The organism is Micromonospora sp. SL4-19 (assembly GCF_047921475.1).
GTDB lineage: Bacteria > Actinomycetota > Actinomycetes > Mycobacteriales > Micromonosporaceae > Micromonospora.
This window is the reverse complement of record NZ_JBLROB010000033.1, coordinates 44214-63111: the sequence shown is the minus strand read 5'-3', so window position 1 is coordinate 63111 and position 18898 is coordinate 44214. Positions and strand designations below refer to the sequence as shown.

Below are 18898 nucleotides of genomic sequence, written 5' to 3'. Positions count from 1 at the left end.
CGGGTATCGGTCAGGCAGGATCGTCGCCCTCGGCGAGTACGGCGAGGATGTGCTCGCCGTACTTCGCGAGCTTGTTCTCGCCGACGCCGCTGACCCGCGACAGGTCGGCCAGCGAGGCCGGCGCCTCGGTGGCGATCTGCCGCAGGGTGGCATCGTGGAAGATCACGTACGCGGGCACACCCTGCTCCTTAGCGGTGGCCGCCCGCCAGGCCCGCAGCCGCTCGAAGACCGGTGCCGCGGCGGGGGCGAGGTCGGCGACGACGGTCGTCGTGCCTCGGGGCTTCGCCGCCCGGCCGGACAGCGGCTTCTCCGGCTCCCGCCGCATGACGACCGTCCGCCGGCGGCCCAGCACCTCGGCGCTCGCCTCGGTCAGCGCCAGCGTGCCGTAGTCGCCCTCGACCGCGAGCAGGCCCTCGGCGAGCAGTTGCCGCACCACGCCCCGCCACTCCGCCTCGCGCAGCTCGGTGCCGATGCCGAAGGTGGTCAGCGAGTCGTGGCCGTGCTGGGTGATCTTGTCGGTGTGTCGGCCGAGCAGGATGTCCACGCAGTGCCCGGCGCCGAACCGCTGGTTGCGCTCCCGGTCCAGCCGGTAGACGGTGGAGAGCAGCTTCTGCGCGGCAACCGTGCCGTCCCAGGACTCGGGCGGGTCGAGGCAGGTGTCGCAGTTGCCGCAGCCGCCCGCGCCGGTCTCGCCGAAGTATTCCAGCAGCTGGGCACGGCGGCAGCGGACCGTCTCGCACAGGGCCAGCATCGCGTCCAGGTGGGTGGCGAGGTTGCGGCGGTGCGCCAGGTCGCCCTCCGAGGTCTCGATCATCTTGCGCTGCTGAACCACGTCCTGGAGCCCGTACGCCAGCCAGGCGGTCGACGGCAACCCGTCCCGCCCGGCGCGGCCGGTCTCCTGGTAGTAGCCCTCGACCGACTTGGGCAGGTCGAGGTGGGCGACGAAGCGTACGTCGGGCTTGTCGATGCCCATGCCGAAGGCGATGGTGGCGACCATGACCAGCCCGTCCTCACGCAGGAACCGCTGCTGGTTGGCCGCCCGGGTCGCCGCGTCCAGCCCTGCGTGGTAGGGCAGCGCCGGGATGCCGTTGGCCACCAGGAACTCGGCGGTCTTGTCCACGGAGGCGCGGGAGAGGCAGTAGACGATCCCGGCGTCACCGGGGTGCTCGTCGCGCAGGAGGCTCAGCAACTGCTTGCGCGGCTCCCGCTTGGGCACGATCCGGTACTGGATGTTGGGCCGGTCGAAGCTGGCCACGAAGTGCCGGGCGTCGCCGAGCTTCAGTCGGGTGGCGATCTCCGTGCGGGTGGCCTTCGTCGCGGTGGCCGTGAGGGCGATCCGCGGCACCCCCGGCCACCGCTCGTGCAGCACCGAGAGGTTGAGGTAGTCGGGGCGGAAGTCATGCCCCCACTGGGAGACGCAGTGCGCCTCGTCGATCGCGAAGAGCGCGATCCGGCCCCGTTCGAGCAGGGCGGCGGTGGAGCGGACCGCCAGCGCCTCCGGGGCCAGATAGAGCAGGTCCAGCTCGCCGGCGAGGAAGGCCGCCTCCACCCGCCGCCGCTCGGCGGGCTCCTGGGTCGAGTTGAGGAACCCGGCGCGGACGCCGACCGCGGTGAGCGCGTCGACCTGGTCCTGCATGAGCGCGATCAGTGGGGACACCACCACCGCGACCCCGTCCCGGACCAGGGCGGGGATCTGGTAGCAGAGCGACTTGCCGCCCCCGGTCGGCATCAGCACCAGCGCGTCGCCGCCGGCCGTCACGTGCTCGACGACCTCCTGCTGGAAGCCCCGGAAGGCGTCGTAGCCGAACACCCGGTGCAGCACCCGCAGGGCGTCGTCGGTCCGCTGATCGGTGGGGGAGAGCACCCGGGCAGTCTACGAGCGTCCCCCGACAGCGGCCGCGCGGCGAGCGGGTGCCGGCGACCGGGCGGGCCGTCCCGCCGGGCTGTCGGCAGTACGACAGGCCGGGGGCGGCGGCCGGCAAACCGGACAAGCTGCTGTTCCGGTCGTCACCCCGTGGAATCCCGGGCGGGGTGGCAGCGGTTAGAGTCGCTGACTGACCACACGCGGCCGATCGGCTGCGGCGCCACGGGCTTGGGGGTAGCGGGTGAGCGAGGCGCGGACGGCGGGAGACCTGGTGCCGACCGATACGGAGACAGCCCTCGGACGGCCGGCGCCGGCCGAGGCGGACACCACCCTGGTGGTGGTCACCGGCCTCTCCGGCGGTGGCCGGAGCACGGTGGCCCGGGCGCTGGAGAACGTCGGCTTCTACGTGGTCGACAACCTGCCGCAGGCCCTCATGCTCGACATGGCCGAGCTGGCCTTCAAGGCCGGCGGCGCGGCCCGGCGCACGGCCATGGTGCTGGACGTCCGCTCGCGTGCCTTCTCCACCGACCTGGCCGGGGCGATTCGGGAGCTGCGCGAGCGCGGCTTCCAGCCCCGGGTGGTGTTCGTGGACGCCGACGACGAGGTGCTGATCCGGCGGTTCGAGAGCGTCCGCCGCTCGCACCCGTTGCAGGGGGAGGGCCGGCTGGCCGACGGGATCGCCGTCGAGCGCACCCTGCTGGAGGAAGCCCGGGACCAGGCCGACGTGATCATCGACACCAGCCACCTCAACGTCAACCAGCTCCGGCGCCGGGTGGAGGAGCTGTTCGGCGGGGAGGACTCCCGCCGGCTGCGGATCACCGTGCTCTCGTTCGGCTTCAAGTACGGCCTCCCGCCGGACGCCGATTTCGTGATGGACGCCCGGTTCCTGCCCAACCCGTACTGGGTGCCGGAGCCGCGCGAGCACACCGGGCGGGAGGAGGCGGTCAGCGCGTACGTGCTGGGCCAGGAGGGTGCCGAGGCGTTCGTGGCCGGATACTCCGACCTGGTCAACGCCACCACCGTCGGCTTCGAGCGGGAGGGGAAGCGCTACCTGACCGTCGCCGTCGGCTGCACCGGCGGCAAGCACCGCAGCGTCGCGATCGCGGAGGAGTTGGCCGCCCGGCTGCGCCGGTCCGGCATCGCCGCGAACGCCCAGCACCGGGACCTGGGGCGGGAATGAGCCCGGCCAGGGTGGTCGCGTTCGGCGGCGGGCACGGGCTCTCGGCGTCCCTGCGGGCGCTGCGGCACTGCGTACCCGAGCTGGACCTGGACATCACCGCGGTGGTCACCGTCGGCGACGACGGCGGCTCCAGCGGCCGGCTGCGGGCCGAGCGCGGCGGGCTGCCTCCGGGGGACCTCCGGCAGGCGCTGGTGGCGCTGGCCGGGGATCACCCGGCCACCCGGGCCAGCGCCGGCCTCTTCCAGCACCGGTTCGCCGTCGCGGCGCCGGGCGTCGCCGCCTCCGCGGCGGGCCTGGCCGGCGTCGGCGGGGGAGCGGCCGACTCGCTCGCCGGGCACGCGGTCGGCAACCTGGTGCTCTGCGGGCTGATGGAACTGCTCGGCGACCCCGTGGCCGCGCTCGACCACGCCGGCGCGATGCTCGGCGCGGTCGGCCGGGTGCTGCCGATGTCCCGGCAGCCGGTCGACATCGAGGCCCGGGTGCGTGGCGCCGACCCGGACCGCCCCGACGAGGTACGCACGGTGCGCGGCCAGCACCAGGTGGCAGTCGCCGCCGGGCGGGTCGAGTCGCTGCGGCTCACCCCGGCCGCGCCGACGGCCTGCGCCGAGGCGGTGGCCGCGGTACGCGAGGCCGACTGGCTCATCTTCGGGCCGGGAAGCTGGTACACCAGCGTGCTGCCGCACCTGCTCGTGCCGGGGCTGGCCGACGCGATCATCTCCAGCCCGGCCCGGCGGCTGGTGACGCTCAACCTGGTGGCGGAGAAGGAGACCCTCGGGCTCTCCCTGCCCGACCATCTGGACACCCTGCGGCGCTATCTGCCCGAGCTGAAGGTGGACATGGTGCTGGCCGACTCCACGGCGGTGGGTGACCCCGAAGCGGTCGAACGTGCGGCAGAATCGCTGGGTGCCCGGCTGGTCCTCGCCCCCGTCGCCGTCACCGACGGCACGCCCCGTCATGATCCAGCCGCCCTGGGCGCCGCGCTGGTGCCTGTCCTGGGCGCCGATCGTTAGACACGTACGTAATCATCGGCGACACGCCGAAACCGGTCCGTGAGGGGGCGCACTATGGCGATGACGGCTGCGGTCAAGGACGAGCTGAGTCGGGTCGACGTGCCCAAGCCCTGCTGCCGGCGGGCGGAGATGGCCGCCCTGCTGCGCTTCGCCGGCGGCCTGCACATCGTGTCGGGTCGTGTGGTGGTCGAGGCGGAGCTGGACACGGGCGCGGTCGCCCGGCGGCTCCGCCGGGAGATCGCCGAGGTCTACGGGTATCCGAGCGAGATCCACGTGCTCGCCTCCGGCGGGCTGCGCAAGGGCAGCCACTTCATCGTACGGGTGGTGAAGGACGGCGAGGCGCTGGCGCGGCAGACCGGCCTGCTGGACGTCCGTGGTCGCCCGGTGCGCGGGCTGCCGCCGCACGTGGTCGCCGCCAACGTCTGCTGCGCGGTGTCCGCCTGGCGCGGCGCGTTCATGGCACACGGGTCGCTGACCGAGCCGGGCCGGTCCAGCGCGCTGGAGATCACCTGCCCGGGGCCGGAGTCGGCGCTCGCCCTGGTCGGCGCGGCCCGGCGGATCGGGATCACCGCCAAGAACCGTGAGGTGCGTGGCGTGGACCGGGTGGTGGTCAAGGACGGCGACGCGATTGCCGCGCTGCTCACCCGGATCGGCGCCCACTCCAGCGTGCTGGCCTGGGAGGAGCGGCGGGTGCGCCGCGAGGTCCGGGCCACCGCCAACCGGCTGGCCAACTTCGACGACGCCAACCTGCGCCGCTCGGCCCGGGCCGCGGTCGCCGCCGCCGCCCGGGTCACCCGGGCGCTGGAGATTCTCGCCGACGACGCCCCCGACCACCTCACCTCGGCCGGGCGGCTGCGCCTGGAGCACCGGCAGGCCTCGCTGGAGGAGCTGGGGGCGCTGGCCGACCCGCCGCTGACCAAGGACGCCATCGCGGGCCGGATCCGCCGGCTGCTCGCGCTGGCCGACAAGCGGGCCCGAGACCTGGGCATCCCGGATACGGAAGCAGCCGTCACGCCCGACATGCTCGTGGTCTGATAGGACGGTGGGGCGACATTCTGCGAGCGGGTTCACCACCCGCCGCAGCGCGATGTCGCGCGCTCGGATAGGGTCGCTGCGTACGGCAAGGGGGCCGGCACAGGCACGCCTCGCCGTACTCACCGCCTCGGGCGGTCAGGTCTCCTTGGACCGCGGCGGGGTGGCCGAGATGAACCGTCAACGGCCGGCTCCACGGTCGGCGAACACATTTCCGCCGGCCGGGTTCTGACGCCGGCGGACCAGAACGCGAGGAGATGGGACCTGTGACCATCCGGGTTGGCATCAACGGCTTCGGCCGGATCGGCCGCAACTTCTTCCGGGCAGTGCTGGCGTCCGGCGCTGACGTCGAGGTCGTGGCGGTCAACGACCTGACCGACAACGCGACGCTCGCCCACCTTGTCAAGTACGACAGCATCCTGGGTCGCCTCCCCCACGAGGTGAAGGCCACCGACGACGAGATCAGCGTGGGCGGCCACACCATCAAGGCGTACGCCGAGAAGGACCCGGCCAAGCTGCCGTGGGGCGAGCTGGGCGTCGACATCGTCATCGAGTCCACCGGCTTCTTCACCGACGCCACCAAGGCGAAGGCGCACATCGACGGCGGGGCCAAGAAGGTCATCATCTCGGCCCCGGCGAAGAACGAGGACGTCACCGTGGTCATGGGCGTCAACCAGGACCAGTACGACCCGGCCAAGCACACCATCATCTCGAACGCCTCCTGCACCACCAACTGCCTCGCTCCGATGGCGAAGGTGCTGCACGACACGTTCGGTATCCAGCAGGGTCTGATGACCACCATCCACGCGTACACGCAGGACCAGAACCTGCAGGACGCGCCGCACAAGGACCTGCGTCGGGCCCGGGCCGCCGCGCTCAACATCGTCCCGACCTCGACCGGTGCCGCCAAGGCGATCGGCCTGGTCCTGCCGGACCTGAAGGGCAAGCTGGACGGCTACGCCCTGCGCGTGCCGATCCCGACCGGCTCCACCACCGACCTGACCGTCAACGTCAACCGTGAGACCACGGTGGACGAGGTCAACGCCGCGATGAAGGCCGCCGCGAACGGCCCGCTGAAGGGCATCCTGGTCTACAACGAGGACCCGATCGTCTCCGCAGACATCGTCACCGACCCGGCGTCCTGCATCTACGACGCGCCGCTGACCAAGGTCGTCGGCAACCAGGTCAAGGTCGTCGGCTGGTACGACAACGAGTGGGGCTACTCGAACCGTCTGGTCGACCTGGTCAAGCTGGTCGGTAGCTCGCTGTGAGTGCGAGGAGTGAGCTTGCGAGCCCCAGTCGCGAGCGCGAGGAGCGAGCGGAGCGAGCCCCGCAGTCGCGAGCTGAGGCAGGCTCAGTCACGAACGGAGGGCTGGCTCGGTGAGCATCCGTAACCTCGACGACCTGCTCGCCGAGGGGGTGTCGGGTCGGCGCGTGCTGGTGCGCGCCGACCTGAACGTCCCGCTCGACAAGCAGACCGGGGAGATCACCGACGACGGCCGGATCCGGGCCGTCCTGCCGACGCTGAGCGCGCTGGTCCAGGCCGGTGCCAAGGTTGTCGTCTGCTCGCACCTGGGCCGCCCGAAGGGCGCGCCCGACCCGCAGTTCAGCCTCCGCCCGGTCGCCGGGCGGCTCGGCGAGCTGCTGGGCACCACGGTCCACTTCGCCGAGGACACCGTCGGCGAGTCCGCCCGCTCCACGGTGGACGGGCTGGCCGACGGCCAGGTCGCCCTGCTGGAGAACCTCCGTTTCAACAAGGGCGAGACCAGCAAGGACGACGCCGAACGGGGCGCCTTCGCCGACCAGCTCGCCGCCTTCGGCGACGCGTACGTCGACGACGCCTTCGGCGCCGTGCACCGCAAGCACGCCAGCGTCTACGACGTGCCGGCCCGGCTGCCGCACGTCGCCGGCCGGCTGGTGCTGCGCGAGGTGGAGGTGCTCAGCAAGCTGACCGGCAACCCGGATCGGCCGTACGTGGTCGTGCTGGGCGGTTCCAAGGTCTCCGACAAGCTCGCGGTGATCGAGGCGCTGCTGCCGACTGTCGACCGGCTGCTCATCGGCGGCGGGATGTGCTTCACCTTCCTCAAGGCGCAGGGCCACGAGGTGGGCTCCTCGCTGCTCGAGGAGGAGATGGTCGAGACCTGCCGCAACCTCATGGAGCGCGAGCCGGGCAAGATCATGCTGCCGGTCGACGTGGTGGCCGCGGTCGCCTTCGCCCCGGACGCCGCGCACGACACCGTGCCCGCCGACGGCATCCCGAGCCACCAGGTGGGCCTGGACATCGGGCCGGAGACGGTGGCCGGCTTCGCGGCCGCGCTGTCCCAGGCGAAGACCATCTTCTGGAACGGTCCGATGGGCGTGTTCGAGATGGCCGCGTTCGCCAACGGCACCCGGGGCGTCGCCGAGGCGATCACCAAGGCGGACGCGTTCAGCGTGGTCGGCGGCGGTGACTCGGCCGCGGCCGTGCGGGTGCTCGGCCTGGACGAGTCCGCCTTCGGTCACATCTCCACCGGCGGCGGCGCCTCCCTGGAATACCTGGAGGGCAAGACCCTCCCCGGCATCGCGGCCCTGGAGAACTGAATGGCGAGCACCACCCGCCGGCCGCTGATGGCCGGCAACTGGAAGATGAACCTGAACCACTTCGAGGCCAACCTGCTGGTGCAGAAGCTGGCCGCGAGCCTCACCGAGAAGCAGCTCACCGACGTCGAGACGGTGATCCTGCCGCCCTTCACCGACCTGCGGACCGTGCAGACCGCGGTGGACGGCGACAAGCTGCTGATCGGCTACGGCGGGCAGGACCTGTCGCCGTACCCGGCGGGCGCGTACACCGGGGACATCTCCGGGCCGATGCTGGCCAAGCTGGGCTGCACGTACGTCGTGGTCGGCCACTCCGAGCGGCGGCAGTACCACAACGAGGACGACGCCCTGGTCAACGACAAGGTCAACGCCGCGCTGGCCAACGGGCTCACCCCGATCCTGTGCATCGGCGAGGGGCTGGAGGTGCGGGAGCAGCTCCGGCACGTCCCGCACTGCTGCGACCAGCTCGACGGCGCGCTCCGGGGGCTCACCGCGGAGCAGGTCACCAAGGTCGTCGTGGCGTACGAGCCGGTGTGGGCGATCGGCACCGGCAAGACGGCGACCCCGGAGGACGCCCAGGAGGTCTGCGGCGAGGTGCGGAAGCGGCTCGGCGAGACCTTCGACGAGACCACCGCCCAGCAGGTCCGGATCCTCTACGGCGGGTCGGTCAAGGCGTCGAACATCGCCGCGATCATGGCCCAGCCCGACGTGGACGGGGCCCTGGTCGGGGGTGCCAGCCTGGACGCCGAAGAATTCGCGCAGATCTGCCGGTTCCCGGAGCACATCGCCCGCTGATCGCTCGCTATCCTTGACGCTGCCCGTCCGTCGGTCGGTGCCAACGTGCCCGACAGGACGGGCAGTGATCGCAACGAGAGGACTGACCCCCGCCATGCCGATCTGGTTCGCCTACACGATGATCTCTTTGCTGGTCATCACGAGCATCCTGCTCACCCTGCTGATCCTGCTCCACCGCGGCAAGGGTGGCGGGCTGTCGAGCATGTTCGGCGGCGGCGTCAGCTCCAGCCTGGCCGGCTCCTCGGTGGCCGAGAAGAACCTCGACCGTTACACGGTTCTGGTCGGGATCGTCTGGTTCGCGTCCATCGTCGGGATCGGGCTCTGGCTCCGGCTCCAGCTGAGCGCCGCCGGCGCCTGAGCCAGCCCGCCGATTCGTATCAACCGCGCGCGGTCCGTCACGGGCCGCGCGCGGTTGTTTTCTCCGCCGTACCGCGCCGTCGTCGCCCGGGCCCGGGGCGGTGCTGCCGATGAGGAGGGGCCCTGCCGTACGGCAGGGCCCCTCCTCATCGCTCAGCGCAGGCTGCGCAGTCGCGGCGGCACATCGGCTGCTGCCGCCCGGTCGAGCAGCCAGAGGGTGCGGGACACCCCGTGCACCCCGGCCGCCGGCAGCTGCACCGGCCCGGCCCCGGCGAGCGCCATACCCACCGCCCGGGCCTTGTCCGCGCCGGCGGCCACCAGCCAGATCTCCTCGGCCGTGTTGATCGCCGGCAGGGTCAGCGTCGTCCGCACCGGCGGCGGCTTCGGGCTGCCGCGTACCGCGCTGACCGGGCGGTTGTCGTGGTGCACCGGGTGCTCCGGGAAGACCGACGCCACGTGCCCGTCCTCCCCGACGCCGAGCAGCAGCACGTCGAAGTGGGGGAGCGCGGCATGGCCCGGCCTGGCCGCCCGGGCCAGCTCCTCGGCGTATCCGGCGGCGGCCGCCTCCGGGTCGTTGCCGGCCGGCCCGTCCGAGGCCGGCATCGGGTGGACCCGGGCCGGGTCGAGCGGCACCGCGTCCAGCAGTGCCGCCCGGGCCTGCGTCTCGTTGCGTTCCGGGTCACCGGTCGGCAGGAACCGCTCGTCGCCCCACCAGACGTCGACCCGGGACCAGTCGACGGCGTCCCGGGCCGGCAGCTCCGCCACCGCCCGGTACACCGCCGCGGCGATCCGCCCGCCGGTCAGTACCACCGACGCCTGGCCCCGGTCCGCCTGCGCGTCGAGCAGCTTCACCACCAACCGGGCCGCCACCGCCTGCGCCAGCAGGTCGGGGTCGGCGTGTACGGCGACACTCGCCTCACTCATCCATCGCGCCTTCGTGCTCCGACCGCCCCATGGCGGTCACCTGGCTGTCCGACCGCCGGGCGGTCCGTCCCGTCCGGCGGCCCCGCTCACTGGTTGGCGGCCGCGTGCGCGGTGATTCCGGCTTCGGCCCGCTGGGCGGTGGCCGGATCCTTCCACACGTGCACCCGCTGGCCGGGCCGCTGGTCCAGCCCGGCGATGCCGGCGGTCGCGCCGAGCGCCTCCGCGTACACCTGGTCGGCGTCCAGGCGGCGCAGTTCCTCGGCCAGTTCGTCGCCGAGCGGGCGGCGGACCAGCGGCAGCGCGCGGTCCTCCTGGCCGGTACGCCGGAACGTCGCCATGCTGTCGTCCCGGGTCAGGGTCAGCTCGTCTCCGTTGGCGCAGCGCAGCTGCACCTCGCGCATCCGGGGGAACTCGTCGGTGCCCACCCAGGTCGGGTCGATGCCGAGCCGGGCGGCGAGCCAGCCGCGCATCAGCGCCGCCGTCGGGTCGGCCCGCGGCGCCACCACCGTCGCCTCGGTGATCTCGGACTGGATGGTGTCGAACGCCCCGGCGACCAGGGTGCGCCACGGGGTGATCCGCGTCCAGGCCAGGTCGGTGTCGCCCGGGGCGTAGTCGGCGGCCCGCTGCCGCAGCGCGGCGATCGGATCGGCCGCCTGCGCCGAGTCGGTGATCCGCCGGTCCGCCACCACACCGAGGAAGTCGGTGGCGATCTCCTCCGGCGGCTCGCCGTGCCACCAGGTCACCACCGGCACGTCCGGCACGAGCAGCGGCATCACCACCGACTCGGCGTGCAGCGCGAGCCGGCCGTACATCCGGGTCACCACCGCCTCGCACGGGCCGAGCCGGCCGCCGACGACGATCTCCGCGTCCAGGCGGTTGCGGTCCCGCTCGATGTCGGAGCGGACCACCACGAGCAGCCGGCACGGGTGGGCGGCGGCCGCAATGGTCGCGGCCGCCTCCGCCTCGCGGACCCGCTTCTCGTCCACCACCACGATCAGGGTGAGCGCCATCCCGCTGGCCACCCCGCCCGCGCTGCGCCGCTCGGCGGCGAGCGCCTTGACCACCTCGTTGCCGGTGGTGTCCCACAGCCCGATCAACGGATCCTCCAGGTCTGGTCGGTCATGCCCGCCGCCAGGCGCGGCCATCGCGGGCCAGCATTTCGTCGGCGGCCCGCGGGCCCCACTCGCCGGACCGGTACGGCTCGGGCCGGGTGCTCGCCCAGGCGCGCTCCAGCGGGTCCACCGCCTGCCAGCTCTGCTCCACCTCGGCGGCGTCGGGGAACAGCGTCCGGTCGCCGATCAGCACGTCCAGCACCAGCCGCTCGTACGCCTCGGGGCTGGACTCGGTGAACGCCTCGCCGTACTGGAAGTCCATCGCGATGTCGCGGACCTCCATGGCGGTGCCGGGCACCTTGGAGCCGAATTTCAGCACCACGCCCTCGTCCGGCTGGACCCGGATGACGAGCTGGTTGGGGCCGAGTGACTCCACGTCCGTCGGGTTGAACGGCAGGTGCGGCGCCCGCTTGAACATGATGGCCACCTCGGTGACCCGCCTTGGCAGCCGCTTGCCGGCCCGGATGTAGAACGGCACCCCGGCCCAGCGCCGGTTCTGGATGCCGAGCTTGACCGCGACGTACGTCTCCGTGGTGGAGTCCTGCGGGACGCCCTCCTCCTCCAGGTAGCCGACGGCGCGCTCGCCGCCGACCCAGCCGGGCAGGTACTGGCCCCGCACGGTGTCCCGGGCGATGTCGCTGGGCACCGTGATGGCCTTGAGCACCTTCAGCTTCTCGGTGCGGATCTCGTCGGCGTCGAAGCTGGTCGGCTCCTCCATCGCCACCAGGGCGAGCAGTTGCAGCAGGTGGTTCTGGAGCACGTCCCGCGCGGCGCCGGCGGAGTCGTAGAAGCCGGCCCGGGTGCCGATGCCGACGTCCTCGGCCATGGTGATCTGCACCGAGTCGACGTACTTCGAGTTCCACAGCGGCTCGAACAGGTTGTTGGCGAACCGCAGGGCGAGGATGTTCTGGACCGTCTCCTTGCCCAGGTAGTGGTCGATCCGGAAGACGTCCTGGCGGGTGAAGACGTCGTCGACCAGCTCGTTGAGCGACTTCGCCGAGCGCAGGTCGTTGCCGAACGGCTTCTCCACCACCACCCGGCGCCAGCCGCCGGACTTGGCGTTGTCCGCCATGCCGGTGCGGGCGAGCTGCTTGAGCACCACGGGGAAGGCCGCCGGGGGGATGGAGAAGTAGAAGGCGGCGTTGCCGGCGATGCCGTGGCTGTCCCGCAGCTCGTCGAGGGTGACGGCGAGCTGGTCGAACGCGGCGTCGTCGTCGAACGAGCCGCCGACGAACTTGATGTTGCTGGCCAGCCGCGCCCAGACCTCCTCCCGCCAGGGGGTGCGGGCATGCTTCTTCGCCGCCTCGTGGGCCAGCGACTCGAAGTCGCCGTCGCCCCAGTCGCGCCGGGCGAAGCCCAGGACCGCGAAACCGGGCGGCAGCAGCCCCCGGTTGGCCAGGTCGTAGACCGCGGGCAGCAGCTTCTTGCGGGCCAGGTCACCGGTCACCCCGAAGATCACCAGGGCGCACGGCTCCGGGATCCGTGGCAGCCGTCGGTCCTGAGGGTCGCGCAGCGGGTTCACCGGGCCACCTCAGTTCGCGACTGCGGGGCTCGCAGGACCGGCTCACTCCTCGCGCTCACAATGCCACCTCAGTTCGCGACTGCGGGGCTCGCAGGACCGGCTCACTCCTCGCGCTCACAATGCCACCTCAGTTCGCGACTGCGGGGCTCGCAAGACCGGCTCACTCCTCGCGCTCACGGTTCCTCCTGGCTCCGCTGATGTCACGCCATTCATCGTCATGTCCGTGTCCGTCCGGCCGCATCCAGCAGCTGGGCGACGCCGGTCGCCCGCTCGGTCAGGTGCAGTCGCAGCACCGGTCGTCCCCGGCCGGCCAGGGCCTGCCGGTCGCCGGCGGCCTGGGCCGCCTGAAGCTCTCCGAAGGTGTACGGGCGGCCGGGCACCTGCAGATCATCGGTGACCGCGCCGGTCACCTGGAGGTAGCTGCCGACCTGCGGGCCGCCCTTGTGGTACTGCCCGGTCGAGTGCAGGAAACGTGGTCCCCACCCGAAGGTCACCGGGCGTCCGGCGGCCCGCGCCAGCAGCGGGCGCAGCTCGGCCACCGCCGCGTCGGCCCGCCGGTCGAGGTATGCCGTCACCGCGAGGTATCCGTCGTCGCCCAGCCCGTCGAGCAGCCGGCGCAGCACGCCGGCCAGGTCGCCGGGGGCGCCGGCCGGGGCGTACACCTCGACCGCGCCGTCGGTGAACGACGGTGTCTCCACCAGTGGACCGTCGGCGAGGAGGCGGGCCGTGTTCTCCTTGCTCTCGGTGACGTTCGGCTGGTCGAACGGGTCGACCCCCAGCACCGCCGCGGCGATTGCGGTGGCGTATTCCCAGGTCAGGAAGTGGGCGCCGAGGGGGCCGTTGACCGCCACGTCCGTGGTGCCGGCACCGGGTGCCGCACCCGGGGCGAGTGCCCCGCCGTAGCTGACGGTGAGGACGCCCGGCCCGGTGGCGCCGGGGGCGTCCGGGGACTCCACCACCACGGGCAGGATCCCCACCCCGGCCTTGCCGGTCGATTCGGCGAGCAGCTGCTCGGCCCAGTCGCCCAGCCCGTCGACGCCGGTGCCGTCCGACGCCAGGGCGACCACGTCCCGGCCGGTGGTGGCCGCCGCGCCGAGTGCCACCCCGAGGGCCAGGCCCGGGTTGTCCCGATCCCGGCCCAGCGACCCGGACAGCGCGTCGGCGTCGTCCAGCAGGTCGGTCACCGCGACCCCGGCCAGCGCCGAGGGGACCAGGCCGAACGCGGTGAGCGCGGAGTATCGGCCGCCCATGTCCGGGTCGGCGACCATGGTGACCACGCCCATCTCGGCGGCGGTGGCCTCCAGCGGCGATCCCGGGTCGGTGACCACGACGAAGTGTCGGGCGGCCTCCGCCTCGGTCATCCCGGCGTTGAGGAACGCCTGCCAGTACGCCCGCCGGTGGCTGTCCGTCTCCACCGTCGAGCCGGACTTGCTGGAGAGCACCACCACGGTCCGGTCCAGCCGGTCGGCGAGGGCCGCCCGGACCTGCCCGGGATCGGTGGTGTCCAGCACGGTCAGCGGCCGGCCGAGGGCGCGGGCGATCACCTCCGGGGCGAGTGACGAGCCGCCCATCCCGGCGAGCACCACGTGGTCCAGGTCGGCCAGTTCCTCGACCAGCTCGGCGAGCTGGGGGAGCAGTTCCCGGCTGCGGTGGTGGGTGTCCACCCAGCCGAGGCGTACCTTCGCCTCCGCCTCGGCCCCGGGCCCCCAGATGGTGGGATCCTTGGCGGCGAGCCGGGCGGGGACGTCCCGGGCGACCAGGGCCGCGCGCACCGACGCGGGCGCGGATCGGTCGACCGCGTCGGCGCCGTGCACGGCCAGCCCGGCGGCGACGTCCGCCGGGCCGGCCAGCAGGTCGCTCGCGGCGCCGGCGGGGTCCGGGTGGGAGACGGCGCCGGGAAGCGTCCCGGGGCGGTGCCCCGGGACGCTTCCGGCGCCGTCCGTCACGCGTTGCCCCCGGCCCGTTCGGCGGCCTGCGCGTTGCCCTTGGCGGCCCGGCCGGGCTGTCCGCTGCCCGTGGCCGCCTCGGCGAGCGACTTCTTCACCCCGTCGAGCAGCTCCTGCCAGCTCGCCTCGAACTTCTCCACACCCTCCCGCTCGAGGACGGCGACCACGTCGGCCATGTCCACGCCGACCGCCTGGAGGTCGTTGAAGACCTTGCGGGCGTCGTCGTAGCAGCCGGTGACGGTGTCGGGCCGGACCTCACCGTGGTCGGCGAAGGCGTGGATGGTGGCCTCCGGCATGGTGTTGACCGTGCCGGGTGCGATCAGCTCCTCGACGTACATCACGTCCCGGTAGTCCGGGTTCTTTGTCGAGGTGGAGGCCCACAGCGGGCGCTGCGGGTGGGCGCCGGCGTCGGCCAGGGCCTGCCAGCGGTCGGAGGCGAAGACCTCGCAGTACCGCTCGTACGCGAGCCGGGCGTTGGCGATGGCGGCCTTGCCGCGCAGCGCCTTGGCCTCGGCCGAGCCGATCTTCTCCAGCCGCTTGTCCGCCTCGCTGTCGACGCGGGAGACGAAGAACGACGCGACCGAACCGATCTTGGACAGATCGTGCCCGTTCGCCCTCGCCTGCTCCAGGCCGGCGAGGAAGGCCTCCATGACCTGCGAGTACCGGTCCAGGCCGAAGATCAGCGTGACGTTGACGCTGATCCCCTCGGCCAGCGTCGCCGTGATCGCCGGCAACCCCGCCTCGGTGGCCGGGATCTTGATGAAGAGGTTGGGCCGGTCGATCAGCCACCACAGCCCCTTGGCCTCGGCGACCGTCGTCTCGGTCTCGTGGGCCAGCCGCGGGTCCACCTCGATGGAGACCCGGCCGTCGATGCCGTTGGTCGCGTCGTACGCCGGCCGCATCACGTCGCAGGCCCACCGCACGTCGTACGTGGTGAGCAGGCGAACCGCCTCCTCGAACTCCAGCTTGCGGGTGGCGAGATCGTTCAGCTGCCAGTCGTACTCCTCCGCGGCGCTCAGCGCCTTGGCGAAGATGGTCGGGTTGGACGTCACCCCCACCAGATGCTTCTCGCGGCGCAGTTGGTCCAGCCCGCCGGAGCTCAGTCGTACCCGGGAAAGATCGTCGAGCCAGATCGCCACTCCCGCGGCGCTCAGCTCACCCAGCCTGTCGGTCATGCCGTCCACGCTCCCCTCAGTTGCCGGTCGTGTAACCGGTGATGTCGCCCACCCGGGTCAGTGCCGCGTGCGCGGCGGCCACGATCCGGTCGGGGGTGAACCCGAACTGCTCGAAGAGCACGGTGTGCGGGGCGCTCGCCCCGTAGTGCTCCAGGCTCACGCTCTCGCCGCTGTCGCCGACGATCCCCCGCCAGGACATGGCGATGCCCGCCTCCACGCTCACCCGTGCCTTTACCCCGCGCGGCAGGACCGACTCCCGGTACGCCTCGTCCTGGTCGAAGAACCACTCCTGGCAGGGCATGGAGACGACCCGGGTGGGGGTGCCGCCGGCCTCCAGCCGCTCCCGTGCGGTGAGGCAGAGCTGCACCTCGGAGCCGGTGCCGACGAGGATCACCTGCGGCATGCCGGTGGACGCCTCGGCCAGCACGTAGCCGCCCTTGGCGGCGCCCTCGGCGCCGGCCAGCTCGGTGCGGTCCAGGGTCGGCAGCGGCTGGCGGCTGAGCGCCAGCGCGGTGGGCCGGTCGGTGTGCTCCAGGGCCTGCCGCCACGCCCACGCGGTCTCGTTGGCGTCGGCCGGGCGGACCACGTCCAGGCCGGGGATGGCGCGCAGCGCGGTCAGGTGCTCCACCGGCTGGTGGGTCGGGCCGTCCTCGCCGAGGCCGATCGAGTCGTGCGTCCAGACGTAGACCACCGGCAGCTTCATCAGCGCGGCGAGCCGCACCGAGGGGCGCATGTAGTCGCTGAACACCAGGAAGGTGCCGCCGTACGGGCGGGTGCCCCCGTGCAGGGCGATGCCGTTGAGGATCGCGCCCATGGCGTGCTCACGGATGCCGAAGTGCAGGGTGCGGCCGTACTCGTCGCCCGGGAAGTCCTTGGTCGCGTGCACCGCCGGGATGAACGACGGCTCGCCCTTCATCGTGGTGTTGTTGCTCTCCGCCAGGTCGGCGGAGCCGCCCCAGAGTTCGGGCAGCACCGGGGCGAGGGCCTCCAGGACCTTGCCGGAGGCGGCCCGGGTGGCGACGCCCTTGGCGTCGGCCGGGAAGGTGGGCAGCGCGTCTGCCCAGCCCTCGGGGAGCGTGCGGGCGGCCATCCGGTCCCAGAGCGCCTTGCGCTCCGGGTTGGCCTGCGCCCACGCGTCGAACGGGGTGGTCCACGCCGTCTGGGCCGCGGCGCCGCGTTCCATCACCTGGCGGGCGTGTTTGAGGACCTCGTCGTCGACCTGGAAGGTCCGCTGCGGGTCGAAGCCGAGGATCTCCTTGGTGGCCTTCACCTCGTCGGCGCCGAGCGCCGAGCCGTGGATCTTGCCGGTGTTCTTCTTGTTCGGTGCGGGCCAGCCGATGATGGTGCGCAGCGCGATGAAGGAGGGGCGGTCGGTCTCCGCCCGGGCGGCCAGCAGCGCCTGGTAGAGGGCTTCGACGTCCTCGTGGTAGTCGCCCTGGTCGGCGTCGCCGCGGCGCCAGTCCACGGTCTGCACGTGCCAGCCGTACGCCTCGTACCGCGCGGCGACGTCCTCGCTCTTGGCGATCCGGGTGTCGTCCTCGATCGAGATCTCGTTGTCGTCGTAGATCACGCAGAGGTTGCCCAGCTGCTGGTGGCCGGCGAGGGCGCTGGCCTCGTGGCTGATGCCCTCCTCGATGTCGCCGTCGGAGGCGATGCACCAGATGTCGTGGTCGAACGGCGACTCGCCGACCTCCGCCGCCGGGTCGAACAGGCCGCGCTCCCGGCGGGCCGCCATGGCCATGCCGACCGCGTTGCCGAGGCCCTGGCCGAGCGGGCCGGTGGTGGTCTCCACGCCCGGGGTGTGCCCGTGCTCCGGGTGGCCCGGGGTGAGCGAGCCCCACTGGCGCAGCGCCTTCAGGTCGTCCAGCGACAGCGGGTAGCCGGAGAGGAAGAGCTGGATGTACAGGGTCAGGCTGGAGTGCCCGGCGGAGAGGACGAAGCGGTCCCGGCCGGCCCAGTTCGGGTCCGCCGGGTTGTGTCGCATGACGCGGTTGAAGAGCAGGTACGCCGCCGGGGCGAGGCTCATCGCCGTGCCCGGATGGCCGTTGCCGGATTTCTCCACGGCGTCCATGGCCAGCACGCGGACCGTGTCGACGGCCCTGCGGTCGAGGTCGGACCAGTTGAGAGCGGGAAGCTCGGGTCGGTTGGCAGCCACGTTGGTTGTGCTCCTCGGCAGATGGGCGGAACCCTCACTGGTGACCCTATCGAGCGGTCCTAAACGTCCGCCCGGGGATCTCTGCATGGTGTTCTGTGCGCGTCCGACCGGATCAGCTGTTCGACCCGCGGTGTGACGGCACGCACCGTTGTCGGGTCTCCGGGGCAGCCAAAACGACGACGCGTAGTCTGTGGGGCGGTGTGTGGACCCGGGACGGGTCCGGGCCGACCACGACCTCCCCCCGCCAAGCCGGAAGGTGGCAATCCGTGAGCATGATCACCGAGCGCCCCGTCAGCGACTCTGCCGGGCAGCCGTCGGTGGGCGCGGTGGCGGAGGTGCCGGCGAGCGGTCGGCGGAGCCTGCGGGCGGTGGTGGCCGCGTACGTGACGCTCACCAAGCCGCGGATCGTCGAGCTGCTGCTGGTGACCACTGTGCCGGCGATGATGCTCGCGGCCGGCGGCATGCCCTCGCTCTGGCGGGTGGCCGTGGTGCTGGTCGGCGGCTCGCTCGCCGCCGGCGCGGCCAGCGTGCTCAACTGCTACATCGACCGCGACATCGACCAGCTGATGCGGCGCACCAAGCGCCGGCCGTTGCCCGCGCACACCGTGTCGCCGCGCAACGCGCTGATCTTCGGTCTGGTGCTGGCGGTGATCTCGGTCGTGTTGATGGCCGTGTTCACCAACTGGCTGGCGGCGGGGCTGACCCTGGCGGCGATCGCCTACTACGACCTGGTCTACACGCTCTGGCTCAAGCGGACCACGGTGGCGAACACCTTCTGGGGCGGCATCTGCGGCTCGGCGCCGGTGCTGATCGGTTGGGCCGCGGTCACGGGTTCGCTGGCCCCGGCCGCGTGGGGTCTGTTCGCGGTGGTCTTCTTCTGGCAGATGCCGCACTTCTACGCGCTGGCGATCAAATACAAGGCCGACTACGCCCGGGCCGGCGTCCCGATGCTGCCGGTGGTGGCCTCGGTCCGGCGGGTGAACGCGGAGATCCTGCTCTTCTCCTGGCTGACCCTGCTCTCCTCGTTGGCCGTCTGGCCGCTGGGGATGAGCCCGATCTACGGGGTCACCGCGCTGGTCGTCGGCGGCGTCTTCGTGGTGGAGGCGCACAAGCTCTGCCGGCGCGCGGCGCGCGGCGAGGCGGTGAAGCCGATGCGGCTGTTCCACTGGTCGACCACCTACCTGACCATCCTCTTCGCGGCCGTCGCGCTCGACGCCCTGCTCTGATCGTCAGAATTTTTTTCAGGCTA

Annotated in this window: 15 protein-coding genes; 8 read left to right on the top strand and 7 right to left on the bottom strand. The window is 72.4% G+C overall.

Annotated features, from left to right (window positions below):
- Positions 1-10 precede the first annotated feature (10 nt).
- Positions 11-1864, bottom strand: a complete 1854-nt coding sequence (gene recQ, locus ACNAVT_RS27420; protein WP_416300333.1) for a DNA helicase RecQ — start codon at positions 1862-1864, stop codon at positions 11-13.
- A gap of 271 nt (positions 1865-2135) precedes the next feature.
- Between recQ and rapZ the strand changes: the two genes are divergently transcribed.
- The 7 genes from rapZ (at position 2136) to secG (ending at position 8816) form a co-directional block, all read left to right on the top strand.
- Positions 2136-3044 (top strand): RNase adapter RapZ, encoded by a 909-nt coding sequence (rapZ, locus tag ACNAVT_RS27415; RefSeq protein WP_416300332.1) that lies wholly within the window; start codon positions 2136-2138, stop codon positions 3042-3044.
- Positions 3041-4054: a gluconeogenesis factor YvcK family protein gene (locus tag ACNAVT_RS27410; RefSeq protein ID WP_416300331.1), complete on the top strand. Its 1014-nt coding sequence runs from the start codon at positions 3041-3043 to the stop codon at positions 4052-4054. Before rapZ ends, ACNAVT_RS27410 begins: the two co-directional genes overlap by 4 nt.
- Before the next feature lie 54 nt (positions 4055-4108).
- Positions 4109-5089, top strand: a complete 981-nt coding sequence (gene whiA / locus ACNAVT_RS27405) for a DNA-binding protein WhiA (protein ID WP_416300330.1) — start codon at positions 4109-4111, stop codon at positions 5087-5089.
- Positions 5090-5352: 263 nt separating this feature from the next.
- Positions 5353-6357 (top strand): type I glyceraldehyde-3-phosphate dehydrogenase, encoded by a 1005-nt coding sequence (gene gap / locus ACNAVT_RS27400; protein ID WP_416300329.1) that lies wholly within the window; start codon positions 5353-5355, stop codon positions 6355-6357.
- 109 nt (positions 6358-6466) lie between these two features.
- Entirely contained in the window at positions 6467-7666 is a 1200-nt protein-coding gene (locus ACNAVT_RS27395) for a phosphoglycerate kinase (protein WP_416300328.1), read from the top strand.
- On the top strand, positions 7667-8458 hold the full coding sequence (gene tpiA / locus ACNAVT_RS27390) for a triose-phosphate isomerase (RefSeq protein WP_416300327.1): 792 nt from the start codon (positions 7667-7669) through the stop codon (positions 8456-8458).
- Between the two features lie 94 nt (positions 8459-8552).
- Positions 8553-8816 (top strand): preprotein translocase subunit SecG, encoded by a 264-nt coding sequence (gene secG / locus ACNAVT_RS27385; protein WP_416300340.1) that lies wholly within the window; start codon positions 8553-8555, stop codon positions 8814-8816.
- A gap of 152 nt (positions 8817-8968) precedes the next feature.
- Here the strand turns inward: secG and pgl are convergent, their stop codons facing one another.
- The 6 genes from pgl to tkt all read right to left on the bottom strand — a co-directional run bounded on the left by pgl (position 8969) and on the right by tkt (position 17649).
- Positions 8969-9739, bottom strand: coding sequence for a 6-phosphogluconolactonase (gene pgl / locus ACNAVT_RS27380; protein WP_416300326.1), 771 nt, complete (start codon positions 9737-9739; stop codon positions 8969-8971).
- Between the two features lie 86 nt (positions 9740-9825).
- Positions 9826-10836, bottom strand: coding sequence for a glucose-6-phosphate dehydrogenase assembly protein OpcA (locus ACNAVT_RS27375; RefSeq protein ID WP_416300325.1), 1011 nt, complete (start codon positions 10834-10836; stop codon positions 9826-9828).
- A 22-nt stretch (positions 10837-10858) separates the two neighbouring features.
- Positions 10859-12373 carry a glucose-6-phosphate dehydrogenase gene (zwf, locus tag ACNAVT_RS27370; protein WP_416300323.1) on the bottom strand — a complete coding sequence of 505 codons (1515 nt, stop codon included), beginning with the start codon at positions 12371-12373 and terminating at the stop codon, positions 10859-10861.
- 215 nt (positions 12374-12588) lie between these two features.
- Positions 12589-14226, bottom strand: a complete 1638-nt coding sequence (locus ACNAVT_RS27365) for a glucose-6-phosphate isomerase (RefSeq protein ID WP_416300339.1) — start codon at positions 14224-14226, stop codon at positions 12589-12591.
- A gap of 89 nt (positions 14227-14315) precedes the next feature.
- Positions 14316-15494: a transaldolase gene (gene tal, locus ACNAVT_RS27360; protein WP_416300321.1), complete on the bottom strand. Its 1179-nt coding sequence runs from the start codon at positions 15492-15494 to the stop codon at positions 14316-14318.
- A 16-nt stretch (positions 15495-15510) separates the two neighbouring features.
- On the bottom strand, positions 15511-17649 hold the full coding sequence (gene tkt / locus ACNAVT_RS27355; protein ID WP_416300319.1) for a transketolase: 2139 nt from the start codon (positions 17647-17649) through the stop codon (positions 15511-15513).
- 266 nt (positions 17650-17915) lie between these two features.
- Here tkt and ACNAVT_RS27350 point away from each other — a divergent pair, with 266 nt between their 5' ends.
- Complete coding sequence (locus ACNAVT_RS27350) at positions 17916-18875, top strand: heme o synthase (RefSeq protein ID WP_416300318.1); 960 nt, start codon at positions 17916-17918, stop codon at positions 18873-18875.
- The last annotated feature ends 23 nt before the right edge of the window (positions 18876-18898 follow it).

What these genes read in the sequence shown, in the direction of transcription:
- ACNAVT_RS27410 (WP_416300331.1), top strand. Translation starts at nt 3,041, where the DNA reads ATGAGCCCGGCCAGGGTGGTCGCGTTCGGCGGCGGGCACGGGCTCTCG.
- whiA (WP_416300330.1), top strand. Translation starts at nt 4,109, where the DNA reads ATGGCGATGACGGCTGCGGTCAAGGACGAGCTGAGTCGGGTCGACGTG.
- tpiA (WP_416300327.1), top strand. Translation starts at nt 7,667, where the DNA reads ATGGCGAGCACCACCCGCCGGCCGCTGATGGCCGGCAACTGGAAGATG.
- secG (WP_416300340.1), top strand. Translation starts at nt 8,553, where the DNA reads ATGCCGATCTGGTTCGCCTACACGATGATCTCTTTGCTGGTCATCACG.
- pgl (WP_416300326.1), bottom strand. Translation starts at nt 9,739, where the DNA reads ATGAGTGAGGCGAGTGTCGCCGTACACGCCGACCCCGACCTGCTGGCG.
- tal (WP_416300321.1), bottom strand. Translation starts at nt 15,494, where the DNA reads ATGACCGACAGGCTGGGTGAGCTGAGCGCCGCGGGAGTGGCGATCTGG.